Annotated in this window: 20 protein-coding genes; 8 read left to right on the top strand and 12 right to left on the bottom strand. The window is 68.8% G+C overall.

From position 1 onward, the window contains the following. The first annotated feature begins 4 nt into the window (after nt 1-4). Nucleotides 5-619 (top strand): GNAT family N-acetyltransferase, encoded by a 615-nt coding sequence (locus ACWAT3_RS14795; RefSeq protein ID WP_460799626.1) that lies wholly within the window; start codon nt 5-7, stop codon nt 617-619. Here ACWAT3_RS14795 and ACWAT3_RS14790 read toward each other — a convergent pair whose 3' ends face one another. From ACWAT3_RS14790 to ACWAT3_RS14765, 6 genes are all read right to left on the bottom strand, one after another. Beyond that, nucleotides 620-1,411, bottom strand: coding sequence for an ABC transporter ATP-binding protein (locus ACWAT3_RS14790; RefSeq protein WP_460799624.1), 792 nt, complete (start codon nt 1,409-1,411; stop codon nt 620-622). It abuts the gene before it with no gap. Further along, the gene (locus ACWAT3_RS14785) at nt 1,408-2,223 is read right to left on the bottom strand and encodes an ABC transporter ATP-binding protein (RefSeq protein ID WP_460799623.1); all 816 of its coding nucleotides are present in this window, start codon (nt 2,221-2,223) and stop codon (nt 1,408-1,410) included. The genes ACWAT3_RS14790 and ACWAT3_RS14785 overlap by 4 nt, the downstream gene beginning before the upstream one ends. Then, nucleotides 2,220-3,089 (bottom strand): ABC transporter permease, encoded by an 870-nt coding sequence (locus tag ACWAT3_RS14780; protein WP_460799622.1) that lies wholly within the window; start codon nt 3,087-3,089, stop codon nt 2,220-2,222. Before ACWAT3_RS14780 ends, ACWAT3_RS14785 begins: the two co-directional genes overlap by 4 nt. Then, complete coding sequence (locus ACWAT3_RS14775) at nt 3,086-4,036, bottom strand: ABC transporter permease (protein ID WP_460799621.1); 951 nt, start codon at nt 4,034-4,036, stop codon at nt 3,086-3,088. The genes ACWAT3_RS14780 and ACWAT3_RS14775 overlap by 4 nt, the downstream gene beginning before the upstream one ends. A gap of 7 nt (nt 4,037-4,043) precedes the next feature. Continuing rightward, complete coding sequence (locus ACWAT3_RS14770) at nt 4,044-5,561, bottom strand: ABC transporter substrate-binding protein (protein WP_460799619.1); 1,518 nt, start codon at nt 5,559-5,561, stop codon at nt 4,044-4,046. A gap of 93 nt (nt 5,562-5,654) precedes the next feature. Beyond that, on the bottom strand, nt 5,655-6,572 hold the full coding sequence (locus ACWAT3_RS14765) for an alpha/beta fold hydrolase (protein WP_460799617.1): 918 nt from the start codon (nt 6,570-6,572) through the stop codon (nt 5,655-5,657). Nucleotides 6,573-6,737: 165 nt separating this feature from the next. Here ACWAT3_RS14765 and ACWAT3_RS14760 point away from each other — a divergent pair, with 165 nt between their 5' ends. The 3 genes from ACWAT3_RS14760 to ACWAT3_RS14750 all read left to right on the top strand — a co-directional run bounded on the left by ACWAT3_RS14760 (nt 6,738) and on the right by ACWAT3_RS14750 (nt 8,474). After that, the gene (locus ACWAT3_RS14760; protein WP_460799616.1) at nt 6,738-7,214 is read left to right on the top strand and encodes a carboxymuconolactone decarboxylase family protein; all 477 of its coding nucleotides are present in this window, start codon (nt 6,738-6,740) and stop codon (nt 7,212-7,214) included. Next, the gene (locus ACWAT3_RS14755) at nt 7,211-7,933 is read left to right on the top strand and encodes a tyrosine-protein phosphatase (protein WP_460799615.1); all 723 of its coding nucleotides are present in this window, start codon (nt 7,211-7,213) and stop codon (nt 7,931-7,933) included. Before ACWAT3_RS14760 ends, ACWAT3_RS14755 begins: the two co-directional genes overlap by 4 nt. Nucleotides 7,934-8,000: 67 nt before the next feature. Further along, entirely contained in the window at nt 8,001-8,474 is a 474-nt protein-coding gene (locus tag ACWAT3_RS14750) for an SIP domain-containing protein (protein WP_460799613.1), read from the top strand. A 1-nt stretch (nt 8,475) separates the two neighbouring features. Here the strand turns inward: ACWAT3_RS14750 and ACWAT3_RS14745 are convergent, their stop codons facing one another. From ACWAT3_RS14745 to ACWAT3_RS14730, 4 genes are all read right to left on the bottom strand, one after another. Beyond that, a complete protein-coding gene (locus tag ACWAT3_RS14745) occupies nt 8,476-8,925 on the bottom strand; it encodes a Fe-S oxidoreductase (protein ID WP_460799611.1) in 450 nt (149 codons plus the stop codon). After that, nucleotides 8,922-9,725, bottom strand: coding sequence for an arginase family protein (locus ACWAT3_RS14740; RefSeq protein WP_460799609.1), 804 nt, complete (start codon nt 9,723-9,725; stop codon nt 8,922-8,924). Before ACWAT3_RS14740 ends, ACWAT3_RS14745 begins: the two co-directional genes overlap by 4 nt. Nucleotides 9,726-9,789: 64 nt before the next feature. Further along, complete coding sequence (locus ACWAT3_RS14735; protein ID WP_460799607.1) at nt 9,790-10,527, bottom strand: PspA/IM30 family protein; 738 nt, start codon at nt 10,525-10,527, stop codon at nt 9,790-9,792. 52 nt (nt 10,528-10,579) lie between these two features. Continuing rightward, a complete protein-coding gene (locus tag ACWAT3_RS14730) occupies nt 10,580-12,613 on the bottom strand; it encodes a TPM domain-containing protein (RefSeq protein WP_460799606.1) in 2,034 nt (677 codons plus the stop codon). Nucleotides 12,614-12,750: 137 nt separating this feature from the next. Here ACWAT3_RS14730 and ACWAT3_RS14725 point away from each other — a divergent pair, with 137 nt between their 5' ends. From ACWAT3_RS14725 to ACWAT3_RS14710, 4 genes are read left to right on the top strand one after another with little or no spacing between them, the layout of a single operon-like run. Further along, nucleotides 12,751-13,584 carry a DUF3097 domain-containing protein gene (locus tag ACWAT3_RS14725; protein ID WP_460799604.1) on the top strand — a complete coding sequence of 278 codons (834 nt, stop codon included), beginning with the start codon at nt 12,751-12,753 and terminating at the stop codon, nt 13,582-13,584. 32 nt (nt 13,585-13,616) lie between these two features. Then, nucleotides 13,617-14,342 (top strand): tRNA (guanosine(46)-N7)-methyltransferase TrmB, encoded by a 726-nt coding sequence (gene trmB, locus ACWAT3_RS14720; protein WP_460799602.1) that lies wholly within the window; start codon nt 13,617-13,619, stop codon nt 14,340-14,342. Beyond that, complete coding sequence (locus ACWAT3_RS14715; RefSeq protein ID WP_460799601.1) at nt 14,339-15,166, top strand: CPBP family intramembrane glutamic endopeptidase; 828 nt, start codon at nt 14,339-14,341, stop codon at nt 15,164-15,166. The genes trmB and ACWAT3_RS14715 overlap by 4 nt, the downstream gene beginning before the upstream one ends. Nucleotides 15,167-15,195: 29 nt before the next feature. After that, on the top strand, nt 15,196-15,588 hold the full coding sequence (locus ACWAT3_RS14710) for a DUF1304 domain-containing protein (RefSeq protein ID WP_460799599.1): 393 nt from the start codon (nt 15,196-15,198) through the stop codon (nt 15,586-15,588). A gap of 8 nt (nt 15,589-15,596) precedes the next feature. On the opposite strand, the gene ACWAT3_RS14705 is transcribed toward ACWAT3_RS14710, so the two are convergent. Together ACWAT3_RS14705 and ACWAT3_RS14700 are read right to left on the bottom strand one after the other, a co-directional pair. Then, the gene (locus ACWAT3_RS14705; protein WP_460799598.1) at nt 15,597-16,229 is read right to left on the bottom strand and encodes a GyrI-like domain-containing protein; all 633 of its coding nucleotides are present in this window, start codon (nt 16,227-16,229) and stop codon (nt 15,597-15,599) included. 2 nt (nt 16,230-16,231) lie between these two features. Next, on the bottom strand, nt 16,232-17,251 hold the full coding sequence (locus ACWAT3_RS14700) for a magnesium and cobalt transport protein CorA (protein ID WP_460799596.1): 1,020 nt from the start codon (nt 17,249-17,251) through the stop codon (nt 16,232-16,234). Nucleotides 17,252-17,292: the final 41 nt, after the last annotated feature.

Raw genomic sequence — 17,292 nt, 5'->3', positions numbered from 1 at the left:
GCGCATGCAGTTCGAACCCGGCGACCGACGTCGTCAACTGCCGCGTCATCTGCGTCCAGCGGACCAGCCGCCGGAGGTGTTTACCTACGCGATCCGGCCGGCGACCGCGCGCGATCTGCCGGACATCAGGGAGATCTACAACCATTACGTCGCGAACTCCGCCGTGACGTTCGACGGCAAGGCCAGCACGCACCGCTACTGGCGGGACAAGCTGGCCACGCTCGCGAAGCTCGGACTGCCCTTCCTCGTCGCGGCTTCGCCGACGGGAAACGTGCTCGGCTACGCGCTCGTGTCCCCCTGGCAGGGCAAGAACTCCTACCGCTACACCGCCGAGGATTCCATCTACCTCGGCCCGGGTGCGGGCGGCAAGGGGCTGGGGACCGCGCTGCTGCAGGCGCTGATCGACGCGTGCGAGGGGATCGGACTGCGCGAGATCATGGCGGTCATCAGCGACAGCAATGCCGAGGCATCCATCCGCCTGCACAAGCGGCTCGGCTTCGTCGAGGTGGGCCGCCTGGGGAAGGTCGACTACAAGTTCGGCCGCACGATCGGGTCGGTCTATCTGCAGCGCAAGCTCAAGCCGAAGGGACGGCGCTGGGGCATGCGTCCAGCCCGCTGATCACTCGCGCCGGTCGATGACCGGGATCGCGGCGAGCAGCGCCCTGGTGTAGTCCTCGCGCGGATTCAGCAGGACGTCGTCCGTGGATCCGTGTTCGACGACGTGGCCGTCCTTCATGACGACGACCGCATCGCACAGATTCTGCACGACGCCGATGTCGTGCGACACGAGCAGCAGCGTGAGGTCCTCGGTCTGCTTGAGCTCGGCGAGCAGCTGCAGGATCTGGGCGCGCACCGTGACGTCGAGCGCGGACATCGGCTCATCGCCGACGAGGATGCGCGGACGATGCACGATCGCCCGCGCGAGCGCGATTCTCTGGCGCTGACCGCCGGAGAACTCGTGCGGAAAGCGATCGGCCATGTCGGACTCGAGTCCCACCTGACCCAGCACCTCCCGCACGCGCGCACGACGATCGCCCTCGATGCCCAGCGCCCACAGCGGCTCGGCGATGATCCGGCCCGCGCTCATCCGCGGGTCGAGCGATGCGTACGGATCCTGGAACACCAGACCCGTGAGACGGCGCAGCCAGTGCAGGGAGCGAGCGGATGCCGACGCATCCACCCGGCGCCCATCGATGTCGATCGTGCCGGAGGTAGGGCGGTCCAGGCCCAGCAGCAGCCGGACGAGCGTCGATTTGCCGGATCCGGACTCTCCGATGATCCCGACCGAGGACCCGGCGGTGACGTCGAGATCCGTGGGATGCAGGGCAGTGGACGTCTGCGCGCGCTCGAACAGGGTCCGCTTCGGCACGGGGAACTCGCGGCTCAGTCCGTGTGCCTCGATCAGACTCATCGTGTGCCTCCCTCAGGGCGCCACAGCGTCGCGGTGGCGTCGCGCAGCAGGCCCTGCGTGATCGGGGAGGACGGTGTGCTCAGCAGTGTCGACACGGGCGCGGACTCGACCACGCGCCCGTGCTCGAGCACGACACCGTGAGTGGCGACCTCGGCGAGGACGGCGAGGTCGTGGGTGATGAAGACGAGCGACATCCCGTCGTCAGCGACGAGCGACAGCATCAGGTCGAGGATCTCGGCCTGGATGGTGACATCGAGAGCGGTCGTCGGTTCGTCCGCGATCAGCAGGCGAGGGCGGCAGGCGAGCGCCATGGCGATCGCGACGCGCTGCCGCTGCCCGCCGGAGAGCTGATGCGGATACCGGGCGACGATCGACTCCGGATCAGGGAGCCGCACCCGTGCGGCCTCCTCCACGGCGCGGGCCGCGGCTTCTCGTCGTGTGACACCGGTGTGGATGCGCAGCGACTCGGCGATCTGGCGGCCGACGGTACGGATCGGGTTCAACGCCGTTCGCGGCTCCTGGAAGACGATGCCGATGTCGTCGCCGCGGAAGTGCGCGAGGTCGCGATCCGGCATCCCGAGCAGTTCGGTGTCGCCCCAGCGGACGCTGCCGCGTGCCGTCGCACCCGCCGGGAGCAGGCCGAGGATCGCGAGAGCGGTGAGCGACTTGCCCGACCCTGACTCTCCGATCAGGCCGAGCCGCGCGCCGGGCGGCACGTCGAACGAGATGCCGTCGATCACGCGGCGACCTTCGATCTCGACCACGAGGTCGGAGACGGTCAGATGGGCTGCGGTGCTGGCTGGGGTCGTCATGCGACCACCTCCGGAGTGTGCACTTCGGCTGCGCGATGCGCCAGCGTCGGGTCCGTGGCTTCGCGCAGCCCGTCGCCGAGCAGATTGAGCCCGAGAACGGTGATGGTGATCGCGAGCCCCGGCCAGATCACGGACAGCGGATGCACGCCGATGTAGCGCTGGAGATCGGCGAGCAGGATGCCCCACGACGGCTCGGTGACGCTGGCGCCGAATCCGAGGTAGCTCAGCCCGGCTTCGGCGAGCACCGCGACCGCCATCGACCATGACAGCTGGACGATGAACACGGGCGCGACGTTGGGAAGCAGGTGTCGCGTGAGGCTCTGCACCGGCGTGAGTCCGGATGCGCGACCGGCGAGCACGAAGTCGCTCTGCTGGACGCGGCGCAGCTCGGGCCGCGTGACGCGGGCGATGTTCACCCCGAACCCGATGCCGACCGCCCAGATGACCACCCACAGCGACCCGCCCCAGACCGAGGAGATCATCATCGCGATCATGAGGACGGGGAAGGCGATCAGGATGTCGACGAGCACGGCGATCGTCTCACGCATCCAGCGCGCGGTCAGTGCGCCGAGCGCGGCCAGGGCGATCCCGACGGCCGAGGCGATGATGGCGGCGCCGACACTGACGAACACCGTCGTGCGTGCGCCGGTCATGACGAGGCTGAGGATGTCGCGGCCGGTGTTGTCCGTCCCGAGCACGTGCGGCCAGCTCGGCGTCGCCCATCGATTGCGCAGGTCGGTCGTGAGCGGGTCGAACGGCGTCCAGAACAGCGAGACGAGCGCGGTCGCCGCGATCACGAGCACGACGATGATGCCGAAGCGTCCGGTGCCGGAGGCCCACAGTGCGCGCAGCCAGTGGGGCATCATGCCGCCTCCCGCTGTCGCGGATCGACCAGGTGGTGCACGAGGTCGACGACGAATCCCACGACGAGCACGAAGCCGGTGAGCACGAGCAGCTCGCTCTGCACCTTGATGAGATCGCGGGTGCCGACGTCGGCGACGAGCATGCGGCCGATCCCGGGCAGCGTGAACAGCTGCTCGATCACGACGGAGCCGACGATGATCCCCGCCACCTGCAGGCCGAGGACGGTGATGATCGAGAGTCCGACCGCCGGTATGCCGTGCTGGACGAGCGCGCGATTGCGACTGAGTCCCTTGGCAGCGGCGGTGCGGACGAAGTCCTGGCCCGCCGCCTGCAGGGTCGCGCTGCGCACGAACCTCAGCAGCATGGCCCCCTCCACGATTCCGATCGTGAGGGCGGGGAGTACGAGCGCACGCAGCGCCTGCCACGGCTGCGACCAGCCGTCACGCGGGAAGCCCTGCGCCGGCAGCCAGCCGAGACCGATCGCGAAGACGACGATGAGCATCATGCCCGCCCAGACGACGGGGACGGCGGCGAGAGCCTGAGCGGTCACGCTGATCCCGGTACCGGACGCCCGTCCGCGCAGCACCGCAGACAGGATGCCGAAGGGCACGGCGATCAGCAGGGCGATGAGCAGAGCCAGGATGCCGAGCGGCACGGTCACCTGCGCCTTCAGCGCCAGCTCCTCGCCGACCGAGGCGCCGGACAGCTGCGACGTGCCGAGGTCGCCGGTGAGGACGCCGCCGATCCAGTCGGCGTACTGCACCGCGAGCGGTCGGTTCAGGCCGAGGGACTCGCGGAGCTGCTCCACCTGCTCAGGGCTCGCCTGGGTGCCGGCGATGAGCTGGGCGACGTCACCGGGGAAGACGCGCAGGGTGAGGAAGATCAACACGCTCGACACGAGGAGCCCTGCGATGAGCAGGGCTCCTCGTGTGAGCGCGTATCTCAGCATCCGATGGTCACTCGGAAGCGACCGTCACGTCGGCCAGATTGATGCGCGAGTTGATCGAGTCCTGCGGGAAGCCGGCGACCGCCGGGGTCAGCGCCGTGATCGTCTCGCCGTTGTAGAGCCAGTCGGCCGCGTGGTCCTCGGAGACGATGCGGGCGGCTTCTGCCAGCAGCTCGGCGGAGGCGTCGGCGTCCACCTCGGCGAGGGCCTCGGTGTACAGCGCCTGGACCTCGGGGTTGTCGTAGCCGAAGTAGTAGTCCGGGTTCGCGAAGTTGCCGAAGTCCCGCGGCTCGACGTGCAGCACGAAGCTCAGTTCGTAGTCCTTGTTCGTGTAGACGTCCTCGAGCCAGGTCGCGAACTCGACGGGCTCCACATCCAAGGTCACGCCGATCTCGGCGAAGTCCGAGATGAGCACCTGCGACACGGTGGTGCCGTAGAAGTTCGGGATCGTCAGCGTCAGCTCGAGGTCCTCCTGGTCGGCCTCGGCGAGCAGTTCCTTCGCGCGCTCGGGGTCGTACGGTACGAGCTCCGAGAGATCCTCGTACCCGGGGTCGAGCTCCGGGATCGGACCGAACAGCGTCTGTCCGGCGCCGACGGCTTCGACGAGTCCCTCGTGGTCGATGGCCAGACGGAGCGCCTCGCGCACGCGGATGTCGTCGAGCGGGGCCGCGGCGTTGTTGAAGGCCAGCGTCGCCTTGTCCGTGGTGCTGCCGGTGGTCAGGGTGAAGTCGCCGGAGTCCTCGAGCTGAGGTGCGAGGTTCGGGTCGACGGCAGTGAGCACGTCCAGGCTGCCGTCCAGAGCGGCGTTCACGCCCGAGGTGAAGTCGGGGATGTACTCGAACACGACCTCGGCCACGCCGGCGGCATCGCCCCAGTACGCGTCGTTGCGGGCGAACGTGATCGACGAGCCCTTGCTCCAGCGGGTCAGGGTGAACGGACCGGTGCCGTTCTCGGCGGTCTGCAGGTCGGTGGTATCACCGGAGCGGAACACGAGCCCGCCGGGGCCGGTCAGGGCGAACAGGAAGTTCTGGTTCGGCTCGGTGAGCGTGATCACGACCGTTGCGGCGTCCGGTGCCGTGATCGACGCGATCGTGGCGAAATCGGCGTTCCCCTGCAGGGTGGCGTCCGTGCGCACCGCCTCGTAGGACGCCACGACGTCCGCCGAGGTGAGCGCCTCGCCGGTGTGGAAGACGATGCCCTCGTTGAGGGTGAACGTGTACGTGAGGCCGTCGTCGGAGACCTCGTAGTCGGAGGCGAGGCGCGGCTCGATCTCGTTGGTCTGGGTGCGGGTGACCAGGCCCTCGTAGATGTTGTCGATGAGGATCTGCTCGAGAGCTGCACCGGAGGTGTGCCGGATGTCGAGGTTCGTGGGCTCGAGGACCAGACCCACCGTGAGCGTGGCGTCCGGGTCGGGCTCGCCGACCGAGGTCTCGACGGGTTCGGGCGAACCGGCGCATGCGGTCAGCACGACCGCGGCGGCGGCCAGGACAGAGACGGCTGTGAGGCGGCGTCGGGAGCGGGTGAACATGAGTGCGGGTCCTCTCATCCGGCGGTGCTGTGTGCCGGTCGGGTCGAGCCTATGGTGCGGTGGGTACCGCGGGGGAAACGTCGGAACGCGGTGTCACATTCCGACGGGGAGGTGCGTGCGGATCAGGTCGGCCAGATGAGCCGGCGCCGTCTCCTGGACGTTGTGCGTGGCGTCGATCTCGACGACGACGGCGTGGGGGAGTCGGGACCGGAAGTCCTCGGCATCCTTCGCGGTGACGTACCCGCGCGCGGCGCGCACCAGCGTCAGCGGCGCTGCCGCTCCGGCGAGGTCGTCCCACCCGGTCGCATCGAGTACGGCACCAGCGGCCGGCTGCGCGTCGTGATCGGGGACGGCGAGCATCTGCGCGGCGAGATGCGCGAAATGGTGCTTCCACTCGACTCGGCCGTCGTCCCGGATGCGGGAGTTGAAGAAGACTCCGCGTTCGGTGTCCTCACGCGAGCCGCCCAGCCCGAACGCCATCGCGCGATCGACGAGCTCTTCGCGGTCCGCGAAGTCGGACACCCGGAAGAACTCGCGCAGTTCCGCCGGGCCCCCTGCTGTGTCGATTCCTGGCGTGATGTCGACGATGATGACGTCGCGCACGAGAGCGGGGTGCGAACGGGCGAGTGCGGCGGCGGTGAGACCGCCCAGCGACTGCCCGACCACGAGGACCGGCTCGGCCGTCCATCGCGGCAGAGCTTCGGCGATATCCGCCGCGAGAGTGCGGGGGGAGTAATCGAGGTCATCGCGCCACGAGGAGTCGCCGTGGCCGGCGAGATCGATCGCGAGTGCTGGCGCCTGCAGATGCAGGATCGTGGTGTCCCAGGTGTGCGCGTTCAGGCCGGCTCCGTGCAGGAGGACCACCTGCGACTCGGCATCGCCGAATCGCAACGCGCTGAGAGCGCGGCCGTCGGAGAGTTCGAGTTCCACCCGGCTGGCCGCCGGGACGGGAACGGGGATGCTCTGGGCCTGTGCGGGAAGATAGCGGAACTCGCTGGAGTCGGTCGACACGTGAATATTCTGCTCTGTCGGATCAGGTCGGCGAAATGCGCGTGCACAATGGCAAGCAAGTTTTGCTTTGACGGTTGCGAAATGCCTATCTAGGTTCGATAAGACTGCGTGAATCGCATTTCGCATCCTTCTGGTGGTGAGGGTGAAAAGACTTAGGCTGGAGACATGACCGAGACGCGCGTGCACCTGTCCAGGACCGAGCCGGCCGCCTATCAGGCGTTGGATGCCTTCTCCAAGACCGTCGGCGAGATCTGTGCGGCGAACGGGATCGACGATCGCCTCAAGGAGATCGTCATGATCCACTGCTCGCAGTTGAACGGATGCGCGTACTGCACCCGCATCCACGTCGACCGCGCGGTAGCCGCGGGGCTCGATGCCGACGTGCTCACTCAGATCGCGACGTGGCGGGAGAGCGGTGTGTTCTCGGACCGCGAGCGCGCGGCGCTCGAACTCGCCGAGGCGTTCACCTTCATCCACGACGACGGCATCCCCGATGAGGTGTACGACGCCGTCGGCAGCGTGTTCACCGAGAAGGAGTACGCCGCCCTGAGCTGGGCCTGCGTGTCGATCAACGCGTTCAACCGCATCGTCGTGGCGGGGCGCTACTCCGTGCCGCCGCGCGGCGCGAAGGCGCAGGCATGACCGTTCTCGCCGTCGACGGCGTATGGAACGTCCGCGACGTCGGCGGGATACCCGCGGGGTCCGGGCGGATCGCGGCCGGGCGGTTGCTGCGCTCGGCGAATCTCGCCGGTGTCACGAGCGACGGAGCCCGCTATTTGAGTGCGCTGGTCGATCACATCATCGATCTGCGGGCGGACGACGAGGTCGCCTCGGAGCCGTCAGCCGTCCAGGGCGTGCCGACGACGCACCTGCCGCTGTTCCTCGGCTCGGTGGCGTCGTTCTTCGAGGACGACAGCAGCCTGGACGAACTGTATTCGCATCTGCTGGAGCAGAGCGGGCCGCGGTTGGTCGAGGCGCTCCGCATCATCGCCCGCGGGGAGCGCACCCTCGTGCACTGCACGGTCGGCAAGGACCGCACCGGTGTGACGATCGCGCTCGCCCTGGATGCGGTGGGCGCCGATCGCGAGGCGATCATCGCCGACTACGCGCTGACCGAGACGCAGCTGCCCGCCGAACGCAACCGGCGCATCGCCGCGTACCTGCGGTCTCAGCATCCGGAGGCGCAGCACGTCGTCGCCCTGGCGACGCTGTCGCCGGCGCCGATCATGCGCGCCCTGCTGTCCACGATCGACCACACCTGGGGATCGACGGCTGCGTATCTGCGGGCGCAGGGGATGACGGATGCCGAGCTCACCGCATTGCGGACGGTGCTCGTCGAGGAGGACGCCGACGCGACGTAGTCCGCCCCCGGCCGTAGCGGCGACCAAGGTAAGGCAACCCTTCATCCAGTGATACGATGAAGGCACCATGAGCAGCACCTCCGTCGAGTACCGATCCGCGCGCGCCGAGCGCCGCGCGGCGCGACAGCGATCCCACCACCTGGTGACCGCCGACGAGAACTCGCTCGCAGAGCTCGAGATCTTCCTCGCCGCACTGCCGCTGTGCGCGACCGGACGCATCTTCATCGAGGTCGCCGATCAGCGCGACATCGGCACCGTGCAGGCCCCTCCGCGCATGACCGTCACCTGGCTCGCGCGTTCGGCGCGATCCGGAGCGCCCGGCACCGGGCGCGGGTGCGCACCGGGAACGGCCCTGTCCCGCGCGACCTGCGCATGGGCGGACGAGATGCTGTGCGAAGAGGGCGCGGCGACGAACGTGACGCTGCTCGGAGGCTTCCTCGGCACGGCCGACATCGTCGAGCACCTGACGGCGACCCTGAGCGTACCGGCATCCTCGATCCACGCGCCGGAGCGTTTCGGACTGCTCCCCACCGACCGCTGAGTCAGGGTCGCGCGCGACGGACGTAGTTGCCGTCCTCGAGTCCTGCTTCGATCTCGAACCGGTTGCGCAGTGCGTCGCTTCCGGCGAAGAGGTACAGCACAGGCATCAGGAACCCGTACCGCAGCCACTGCGCCTTGTGCACCGCCTCGTGACGCAGGACGGCGTCGCTCGGATCGCGATCGCCGGTCAGGAAGCAACCGCCGACGCACACGCCGCCGCGCTTGAATGTCCAGGACGGCATCCCGCGGAAGACCCAGAGCCCGTGTCGGCGTTCGACGGGACCAGTGCTCCAGAGCGCCCCCCAGATCCAGCCGACCGCTGTTCCCCACCAGTAGCCGATGCGACTGAGGGGGGAGCGCAGCAGGACGGAAGGGATGCGCCGGTCGAAGCGTCGTCCGCGCGCGAGTTCGCTCTCGGCCCGCTCGCGCCAGTCGGGCGGCGGAGGCGTCACGCGACGGCCCCGACGAGGCGCAGCAGGGCGCCCATGTCCTCCACCGCATCGGCGGGCGAACGCGGTGCGAAGCCGGCGATGGTCGCCCCCGCGAACGGGACGTGCTCGCGCAACCGTCGCAGCGCCGCGCTGAGGTCCGCGATGCTCGCGCCGAACGGGACGGCGCTCGAGACGCCGATGATCTCGGACGGGTCGAGGACGTCGACGTCGATGTGGATCCACACGCGGGCAGCCCCGGTCGCGGCGACCGCAGCGGCGAGAGCATCGGGGGTCGACAGGTCCGAGACGGCGATCTGAGCGAGTTGCGCGAGGGGCGCCTCCTCCGCGGCATCCACGGACCTCGCGCCGACGATCACGATGCGCTCGGCGGGGATGCCGGGGGACAGCGCGATCTGCGGTTCGCCCTCGCCGAGCACCGCACGCAGCGCCATTCCCGAGAAGGCGCCGGACGGAGAGGAGTCCGGGGTGTGCAGATCCGGGTGCGCGTCGCACCACACGACGGCGACGTCGTCGGTGCCGCCGTCGAGCGCGTCGAGGGCGGCGACGGTGATGCTGCAGTCGCCGCCGATCAGCACCGCACCGGGCTCGAGGTTCTCGCGCACGAGTTCGCGGACGCGCTGCAGGGCACTCAGCCGGTGCACACCGGTGCCGAGCGCCTCACCCGCTTCGAGCGGGACGTCGAGGACGGTGGTCGCGGCGCGCGGGAGATCGCCGGCGATGGCCGCGGCGCCGTCAGTGAGGAGCATCGCGCGTGCGGCAGGCGAGCCCTGCCACTGCGGCACGACGAGAAAGTGTGCCATCTCGGCCTCCCGGAAGAGAAACGCGGATGCTCCGGACCGGTGGCCCGGAGCATCCGCAGGGGACTCAGGACTCGAGCTGGGCCTGCGGCGAGCCGCCGGCCTTGAGCTCGGCCAGACGCGCCTCGACCTCGGTGAGCTCGCCGAGGTCCTCGAGGCTCTCGAACTGGGCGTCGAGGCTGGATGCGGCGAGCTCCACCTTGCCCTGGGCGATCGCCTCCTGGCGACGTACCTTGTCCTCGAACCGGCCGAGCTCGCTGGTCGGGTCGAGCACGTTGATCGACGAGACCGCATCCTGGACCTTGGTCTGCGCCTCGGCGACCTTGGCGCGGGCAAGCAGCTCGCTGCGCTTGGCCTTGAGCTCGCCGAGCTTCTCCTTCATGCCGTTCAGGCCGCTCTTGAGCTTGTCGACGATCTCGGTCTGCGCGGCGATCGTCGGCTCGGCGCCCTTCGCGTCGCGCTCCTCGCTGATCTGGCGCTGGAGGGCGATCTTGGCGAGGCTGTCGAACTTGTCGGCGTCGGCGGTGCTGCCGGTGGCGCGCAGCTCGTCGGCCTTCCTGCTCGCGGCCAGAGCCTTGTTGCCCCAGTCCTTGGCCGCCTGGACGTCTTCCTCGTGGTCGCGCTCGAGCAGACGCAGGTTGCCGATCGTCTCGGCGATCGCGGCCTCGGCGTCGGCGATGCTGTTGGTGTAGTCGCGCACGAGCTGGTCGATCATCTTCTGCGGGTCCTCGGCCGAGTCGAGGAGCGAGTTGATGTTGGCACGGACGAGCGTCGAGATGCGCCCGAAGATGGACTGCTTGGCCATGGGTTTTCCTTTCGGTTGGTCGTGGATGTCGTTCAGGTCCGGATGCGGCGGTTCAGAATCGGCCGCCTCGGGATCGGCCGCCGCGCGAACCTCCGCTCGAGGCACCGCGTGAGCCGCCGCCGAAGCTGGACGGCCGATGGCCACGGCTGCTGCTGCCGCCGCTCGAGCGCCAGCTGCTGCCGCCCCTCCATGAGCCTCCTCCTCCGCCTCCGCCGCCGCCGGCGAACAGGCCGCCGAGGATGCCGCCGAGGATGTCTCCGCCGAGGCCGCTGCTCTGGCTGTAGTTGCCGCCGTAGCCCGTGCCGTATCCGGTGTCGAAGGGATTGCCGGGGCTCCACGACTGCACCTCGCCCTGAGCGGACGAGATGGCCTCGGTAGCGAGATGGTACGCACGCGTCGCGCGCTCGAGCGCGCGAGCCGGGTCGGTCGTCTGCGCCGCGAGGGCTTCGCGGTAGGCGGCATCCGCCTCGGCGAGCCGAGTGCGGGCAGTGGGTCCAAGAGCGCCGCGGCGGGTCGCGATGAAGTCCGTGGCAGCGGCGATCTGCGCCTGAGCCTGGAGCAGCCGCTGCTGCAGGGTGCGCGCCGCGCGCTGCGTCTGCTCCGCAGCGTCCCGCATCTGCGCCAGCGCCCCTTCGATCCGCGTGTTCGCCTCGGTGAGAGCGTCGACGATGCGCTGCGGGTCGCGGGTCGGTGCGCTCAGTGCTGCGGTCGCCTCATCGACCCGCGTGCGCGTACCGGCGATGAGCGGGGCGATGGCGCGCTGCGGGTCCGGCATGGCCGCCACCGCGGCGAGGTCGGCTTCGAGGTCGGCGATCAGCGCCTTCGCCTGGTCCTCGATCGCGGTCAAGCTCGAGCCGAGCGTCGTCACCGCGCCCGCGAGCTGCTCGGCCTGCATGACGGCCTGCTCGGCCGTACGGATCGAGAACGCCGCCTCTCCGGTCCTTCCCTCGGCGAGGAGCGACGTCGCTTCGGCGATCTCGGCATCCGCGAGAGCAAGACGCTCGGCCGCTTGAACAGGGTTCTCGGCGACCGTGCCGAGTGCGCCGGCGGCGTACGTGGCGGCCAGCGCTGCCAGCCCGCCAGGGAGAGCGGACACGGCGGACTGCGCCTCGTTCCGTCGCACCTGTACACGCTGCAGGGCGGCCGGTGCCTCGGCCTCGACCTTGCGCAGTTCCTCGAAGCTCTCGATGTTGTCGTCCAGCAGCTCGTCGGCGGCCGCGCAGAGCTGGATGATCTGGATATGCCAGGCGCGACGCTGCTCGGCGGTGTCCTCGTTCTCGTCGTCGAGCTGCTGCTTGAGCGCGAAGGCCTGTGCGACCTTCTCCTTGGCGCCATAGACGACCTGGGTGAACGGTGCCGTGGCCTCGTCGCCGAACTGGGCGACGGCGAAGCCGAGCTCCTCGCGACTGGACGTGATCGCGTCGTCGGCCTCGACGAGCGCTCGTCCGGCCTGACGCTCGAGGTCTTCGTCGCTGAGGCCGGAGAACGGATCGTTCGAGTCTGGGACCGCCGGCTGCGCCCCGCGGGCCTTCCGCTTCGACCGGGCCACGAGCCAGACGATCAGACCGACGACAGCGGCGGCGATCAGGACGAACAGCAGGATCCACCCCGCGTTCGACGGTCCGGGGAAGGCATCCGCGGCAGCGGTGACGGCACCATCCCAGTCATCCCCGCGCAACCGCTGCTCGATGGCCTGACTGACGGCGTCGATCTGGCTGTCGCTGAGCGGCCCTTCGCCGTCTGCGGAAAGGGCGTACTGCCTCGACTCGACCGCGATCGCGAGCAGGTACTGATCCGCGCCCAGCCCGTTGTCGATCGCCGTCTGATCCGCCCACTCGACGCTGTCGGACGGATCCGTGAACTCGTCGACGAACACGACGTACAAGTCACTGTCTGACGCCTCGCTCAACGTGGTCAGCCGTGCGTTCGCTGCGTCGATCTCGGAGGAGCTCAGGATGCCGGCCTCATCCGTGACGAATCCGGCATCCAGCGTCAGCGGAGGCGTCGCCGCGGCACTGGATGCGAGGGAGACAGAGGCGAGCAGCGCCACGATCATCCCCAGGATGGTGGTCGTCCGAGACCGCATTCTGCTCCCTCCGGGGAGACACGCGGCCCCCACCTGAGCACGAGTCTATTCACTGTCGTGCATCGAAGGTACCGACTCTAGGGAAACAGTCTGTGTCGACGCGGGGAAGCGGTCGGAGCACACATACGCTGGAGGGCATGGACGACAGGTATGGCGCTGACGTGCTCGCGAAAGGCTGGCGCGAGCGCGATGCGAAGAAGATCCCGCAGGTTCCCGCGGAGCCGGATCTCGTCGTCGAAGTCGCCGATGACGGATTCTGCGGGGCAGTGACCAAGGTGCAGTCCGGCACGGTGGAGCTGGAGGACTGGAAGGGCCGCACGCGCCTGTTCCCGCTCGGCGGCGGCTTCCTCATCGAGGGCGAGCCGGTGACGCTCGTGCCGCCGGCTCCCGAAGACAAGGGGCCGCGGCGCACGGCATCCGGATCCTTCGTCGTGGCAGACCAGCGCGCGCGTGTCGCGCTGCCGAGCCGGATCCTCGTCGAGGGGCGTCATGACGCCGAGCTCGTCGAGAAGGTGTGGGGCGCCGACCTGCGCGTCGAGGGCGTCGTCGTCGAGTACCTGCAGGGCGTCGATCTGCTCGACGACATGCTCGCCTCCGAGCCGCCGAGCGCGAAGCGCCGGTACGGAGTCCTCGTCGACCACCTCGTTCCCGGATCCAAGGAATCGCGCATCGCGGATGCCGTTGCTCGAGGACCCCACGGTGCGCACGTCCGCATCGTCGGGCACCCGTATGTGGACGTCTGGCAGTGCGTGCGGCCGGAGGCGCTGGGCATCGCCCGCTGGCCGGAGATCCCGCGGGGCATCGAGTGGAAGGTCGGGATCTGCCGGGCCTTCGGCTGGCCGCATGAGGACCAGGCCGACATCGCGCGCGCCTGGCAGGCGATCCTGAGCAAGGTCACCACCTACCGGGATCTGGAGCCGTCGCTGCTCGGCCGCGTCGAGGAGCTCATCGACTTCGTGACCGCGCCGTGAGCGGGTGGGGCGCACCCGGATACCCTTGAGGCATGCCCGAACCCCGCACATTCCGCGATGAGCCCGTGTCCTTCGTCCGCCGGAGCGGCCGCATGTCCGAGGCGCAGGAGCGGGCGTTCGAGGAACTCGCCGACCACTACCTGCTCGATGTCCCTCGCGGCATCGCCTCGACGAGCGTGCACGAGGACGCGCGTCTCGATGTGGCATCCGAGTACGGCCGCGACGCCGCGCTGATCGTGGAGGTGGGCTCGGGTCAGGGACACGCGATCGTGTCGGCCGCGGCATCCCGCCCGGACGACGACTTCCTCGCGATCGAGGTGTTCCGCGCAGGTCTCGCCCGCACGATGCTGGATGCCGACAAGGCAGGGGTGCGCAATCTGCGCCTGGTCGAGGCGAACGCGCCTGAGGTGCTCTCGACCTACCTCCCCGAAGGGAGCGCATCCGAGGTCTGGGTCTTCTTCTCCGACCCGTGGCACAAGAAGCGGCACACCAAGCGCCGCCTGATCCGCGAGGGGTTCGGCGCGACAGCGGCCGCGGCTCTGCGCGATGGCGGCCTGCTGCGGCTCGCGACCGACTGGGAGGACTACGCGCTGCAGATGCGCGAGGTGCTCGACGCCGACCCGGCATTCGAGCGCGCGTTCGAAGGCGAGTGGGCCGAGCGCTTCGACGGTCGGGTGATGACGGCGTTCGAGCGCAAGGGACTCGGCAAGGGCCGCGACATCCGTGATCTCGTGTACCGCCGGAAGCCTCGCGCGTGACCGACGCCCCTCTCGCTTCCCGCTGGAGGATCGTCCCGGCGGCGCTCGTCTGCCTCGCGGCCCCGGCGTTCTTCGTCGTGCAGTGGGCGTGGCTCGGCTGGGTGCTGCTCGCAGCCGGCGTCTGCGCGGCGTGGGCGATCGAGCGGCGCGCCGTCGCGGCATCCGCTCCGTCGCTCACCAGGGACCTCTCGCTGATCGCGGTCGGGATGCTGATCGTCAGCGTGATCCCGTTGGCGGCGGAACTCGACAACGCCGCCATGCTGCGGTTCACGCTGGCGCTCGGCGGCGCTGTCGTCGTCCCGTACGCCATCTCGCGATACGCGTATCGCGACCGCGCGATCTCCTTCCCGTGGCGCACCGGGCAGCGCTGGGGCCGCCTCCAGTGGGGTTGGCTGGCCGCCGTTCTGGTGCTGGGCTGGCTGATTCTGCCGTTCTACTTCATCACGAGCGGCGTGTATACGAACTGGCCGGTCGTCGACACGCCCGACCTCATCGCGCGGCTGTTCGTCGGTGTCGGAGCGGTCGGCATCTGGGATGAGCTGTTCTTCATCTGCACGGTGTTCGCCCTGCTGCGCCGTCATTTTCCGGATGCCGTGGCGAACATCCTTCAGGCCGTCGTGTTCGTGTCGTTCCTGTGGGAGCTCGGCTACCGCGAATGGGGGCCGCTGCTGACGATCCCGTTCGCCCTGCTGCAGGGGTTCATCTTCCTGCGGACGCACTCGCTCGCGTACGTCGTCACCGTGCATCTGCTCTTCGACGCCGTCGTGTTCGCGGTGCTGGTGCATGCGCACAATCCGGGGCTGCTGCCGATCTTCCTGGTCTGACCGGCCGTGGCAGGTGACAGAATCGAGCCATGATCATAGCCGGCCTCATCCTCGCCGCGGCCGCCGCCGCATTCCACGTCTTCATCTTCGCGCTCGAGTCGCTCAAGTGGACGGAGCCGGCAACCCGCAGGATCTTCGGAGTCGCAAATGAGGCGGATGCCGAGACGACGAAGGCGCTGGCGTTCAATCAGGGCTTCTACAACCTCTTCCTCGCGCTCACGGCGTTCCTCGGCGTCGGTCTGTTCATCATCGGAGCCTCGACGGTCGGGCTCACCCTGGTGTTCGCCGGCACGGGCATGATGCTCGCCGCTGCGCTGGTGCTGATCCTGTCCGACCCGTCCAAGGCGCGCGCCGCCACGATGCAGGGCACGCTGCCGCTGCTCGCCGTGATCGCAACCGCGATCGGTATCGGGATCGGCTGAGTCGTCGCTCAGCGGCTTGCGCTGGTCCGGGTGACCGGCTGCCGGAGGATCGTGCGGCGCTTGGCCGGATCTCCCTTGCGCGGATCACTGAAGTAGATCTCGTGGTGACGGCCGGTCAACGACAGGCCGTTCTGCGGGATGAACTCGTCGTGCATGCGCGCGAGCACCGCCGCTTCGTCGTCGTACGTTCCGACATGCAGCGTCTGCACGGACAGAGCCTCCTCGAGAGTCTGGAGGCGCACCTCGCCGACACGGGCAGCAGCGTTCTTCGCGGATGCCTTGGCGACCGCATCCGCGAACATCGCGTCGTCGATCCAGTCCGGCTGCATGATCATGAGCGTCCATGACCACTGGGACTTGTCGCGAGCGGTCGTGAATGAGGCGTGGTCGTCCGCCCACCATAGCCCTTCCAAGGGCATCACGACGAAGTCCCGGTCGAGGGTGCGCTTGCTGGCGAACTTCAGCGCGTAGGCGAGTGGGTACAGCGCCTCGATGGCGGTCGAGAACGCCGAGGAGGTGTTCGGGTCGCCGTGTCCGTCGATCATCAGGTACTGCAGCGACGGAACGTCGAGAACGGCGAAGACACCAGTGCGCGCGCGATACGCGTCGAGGGACTTCTTGAAGTCGATCTTCTCGGTCATGCCTACAGCCACTTCTTCCCTTTGAATGCGGCGTAGAGGCCTACGCCGACGCCGAGCATGAGGAGCATGGCGAACGGATAACCCCATGCCCAGTGCAGTTCCGGCATCACGTCGAAGTTCATGCCGTAGATGCTGCCGACCAGCGTCGGCGCGAACAGGATCGCGGCCCACGCGGAGATCTTCTTCACCTCGTCGTTCTGCACGAGGCTCAGTTCCGTCATGCGACGCACCTCGTCGTTCTGGCGCTGGGCGACGAGCGTAGCGTTCAGGCTCAGGGCATTCTCGAGGATCGCGCGGAACGAATCGGCGCGCTCGACGATGCGCAGCGTGTGGTCGAGGACGTCGCGCAGGCTGCGCTGCAGTTCGAGGTCGACCTCGTACTTGTCGGAACCGCGTCCCAGCGCCTCGACCATGCCCACCAGGGGGCGGGTGGCCCGCTGGAAGTTGATGACTTCACGGGAGAGCTCGTAGATGCGCCGCGACACGGCTTCATCGCCGGCGAAGATCTGGTCCTCGATCTCGTCGATGTCGTTCTCGAGGCCGGCGATCACGGGACCGTACTCGTCGACGACCTCGTCGAGGATCGCGTACAGGACGGCCTCCGGTCCCATCGCCAGCAGTTCGGGCGTCGCCTCGAGGCGGCGGCGGACCGTCGCGAGACTCGGCGATTCGGCGTGGCGGATGGTCACGACGAAGTCCTTGCCGACGAAGATGTGCAGTTCGCCGAACTCGACCACCTCGGCGGCATCCAGGTACCGGGCGGGACGCAGCACGACGAACAGCGTCTCACCGTACCGTTCCAGCTTGGCGCGCTGGTGGCCCGACAGCGCGTCCTCGACCGCGAGCGGATGCAGGGAGAACTCTTCGGCGATGGAGTGCACCTCGTCCGCGCTCGGACGGTACAGACCGATCCACGCCATGCCGGCGTTCTCGCGCATCGTCTCGTAGGTGTCGGTCAGGTCTGCCGGGTTGCCGGCGCGGCGGCCGTCGACGTAGACGGCGTTGTCGATGAGAGCGGTCATGGTTCACCTCGATCGGAGAGCTTTCGCACGACGCCGGGCGG

Source organism: Microbacterium sp. GXF0217, assembly GCF_054798195.1.
This window is presented reverse-complemented; position numbering and strand designations above follow the sequence as displayed.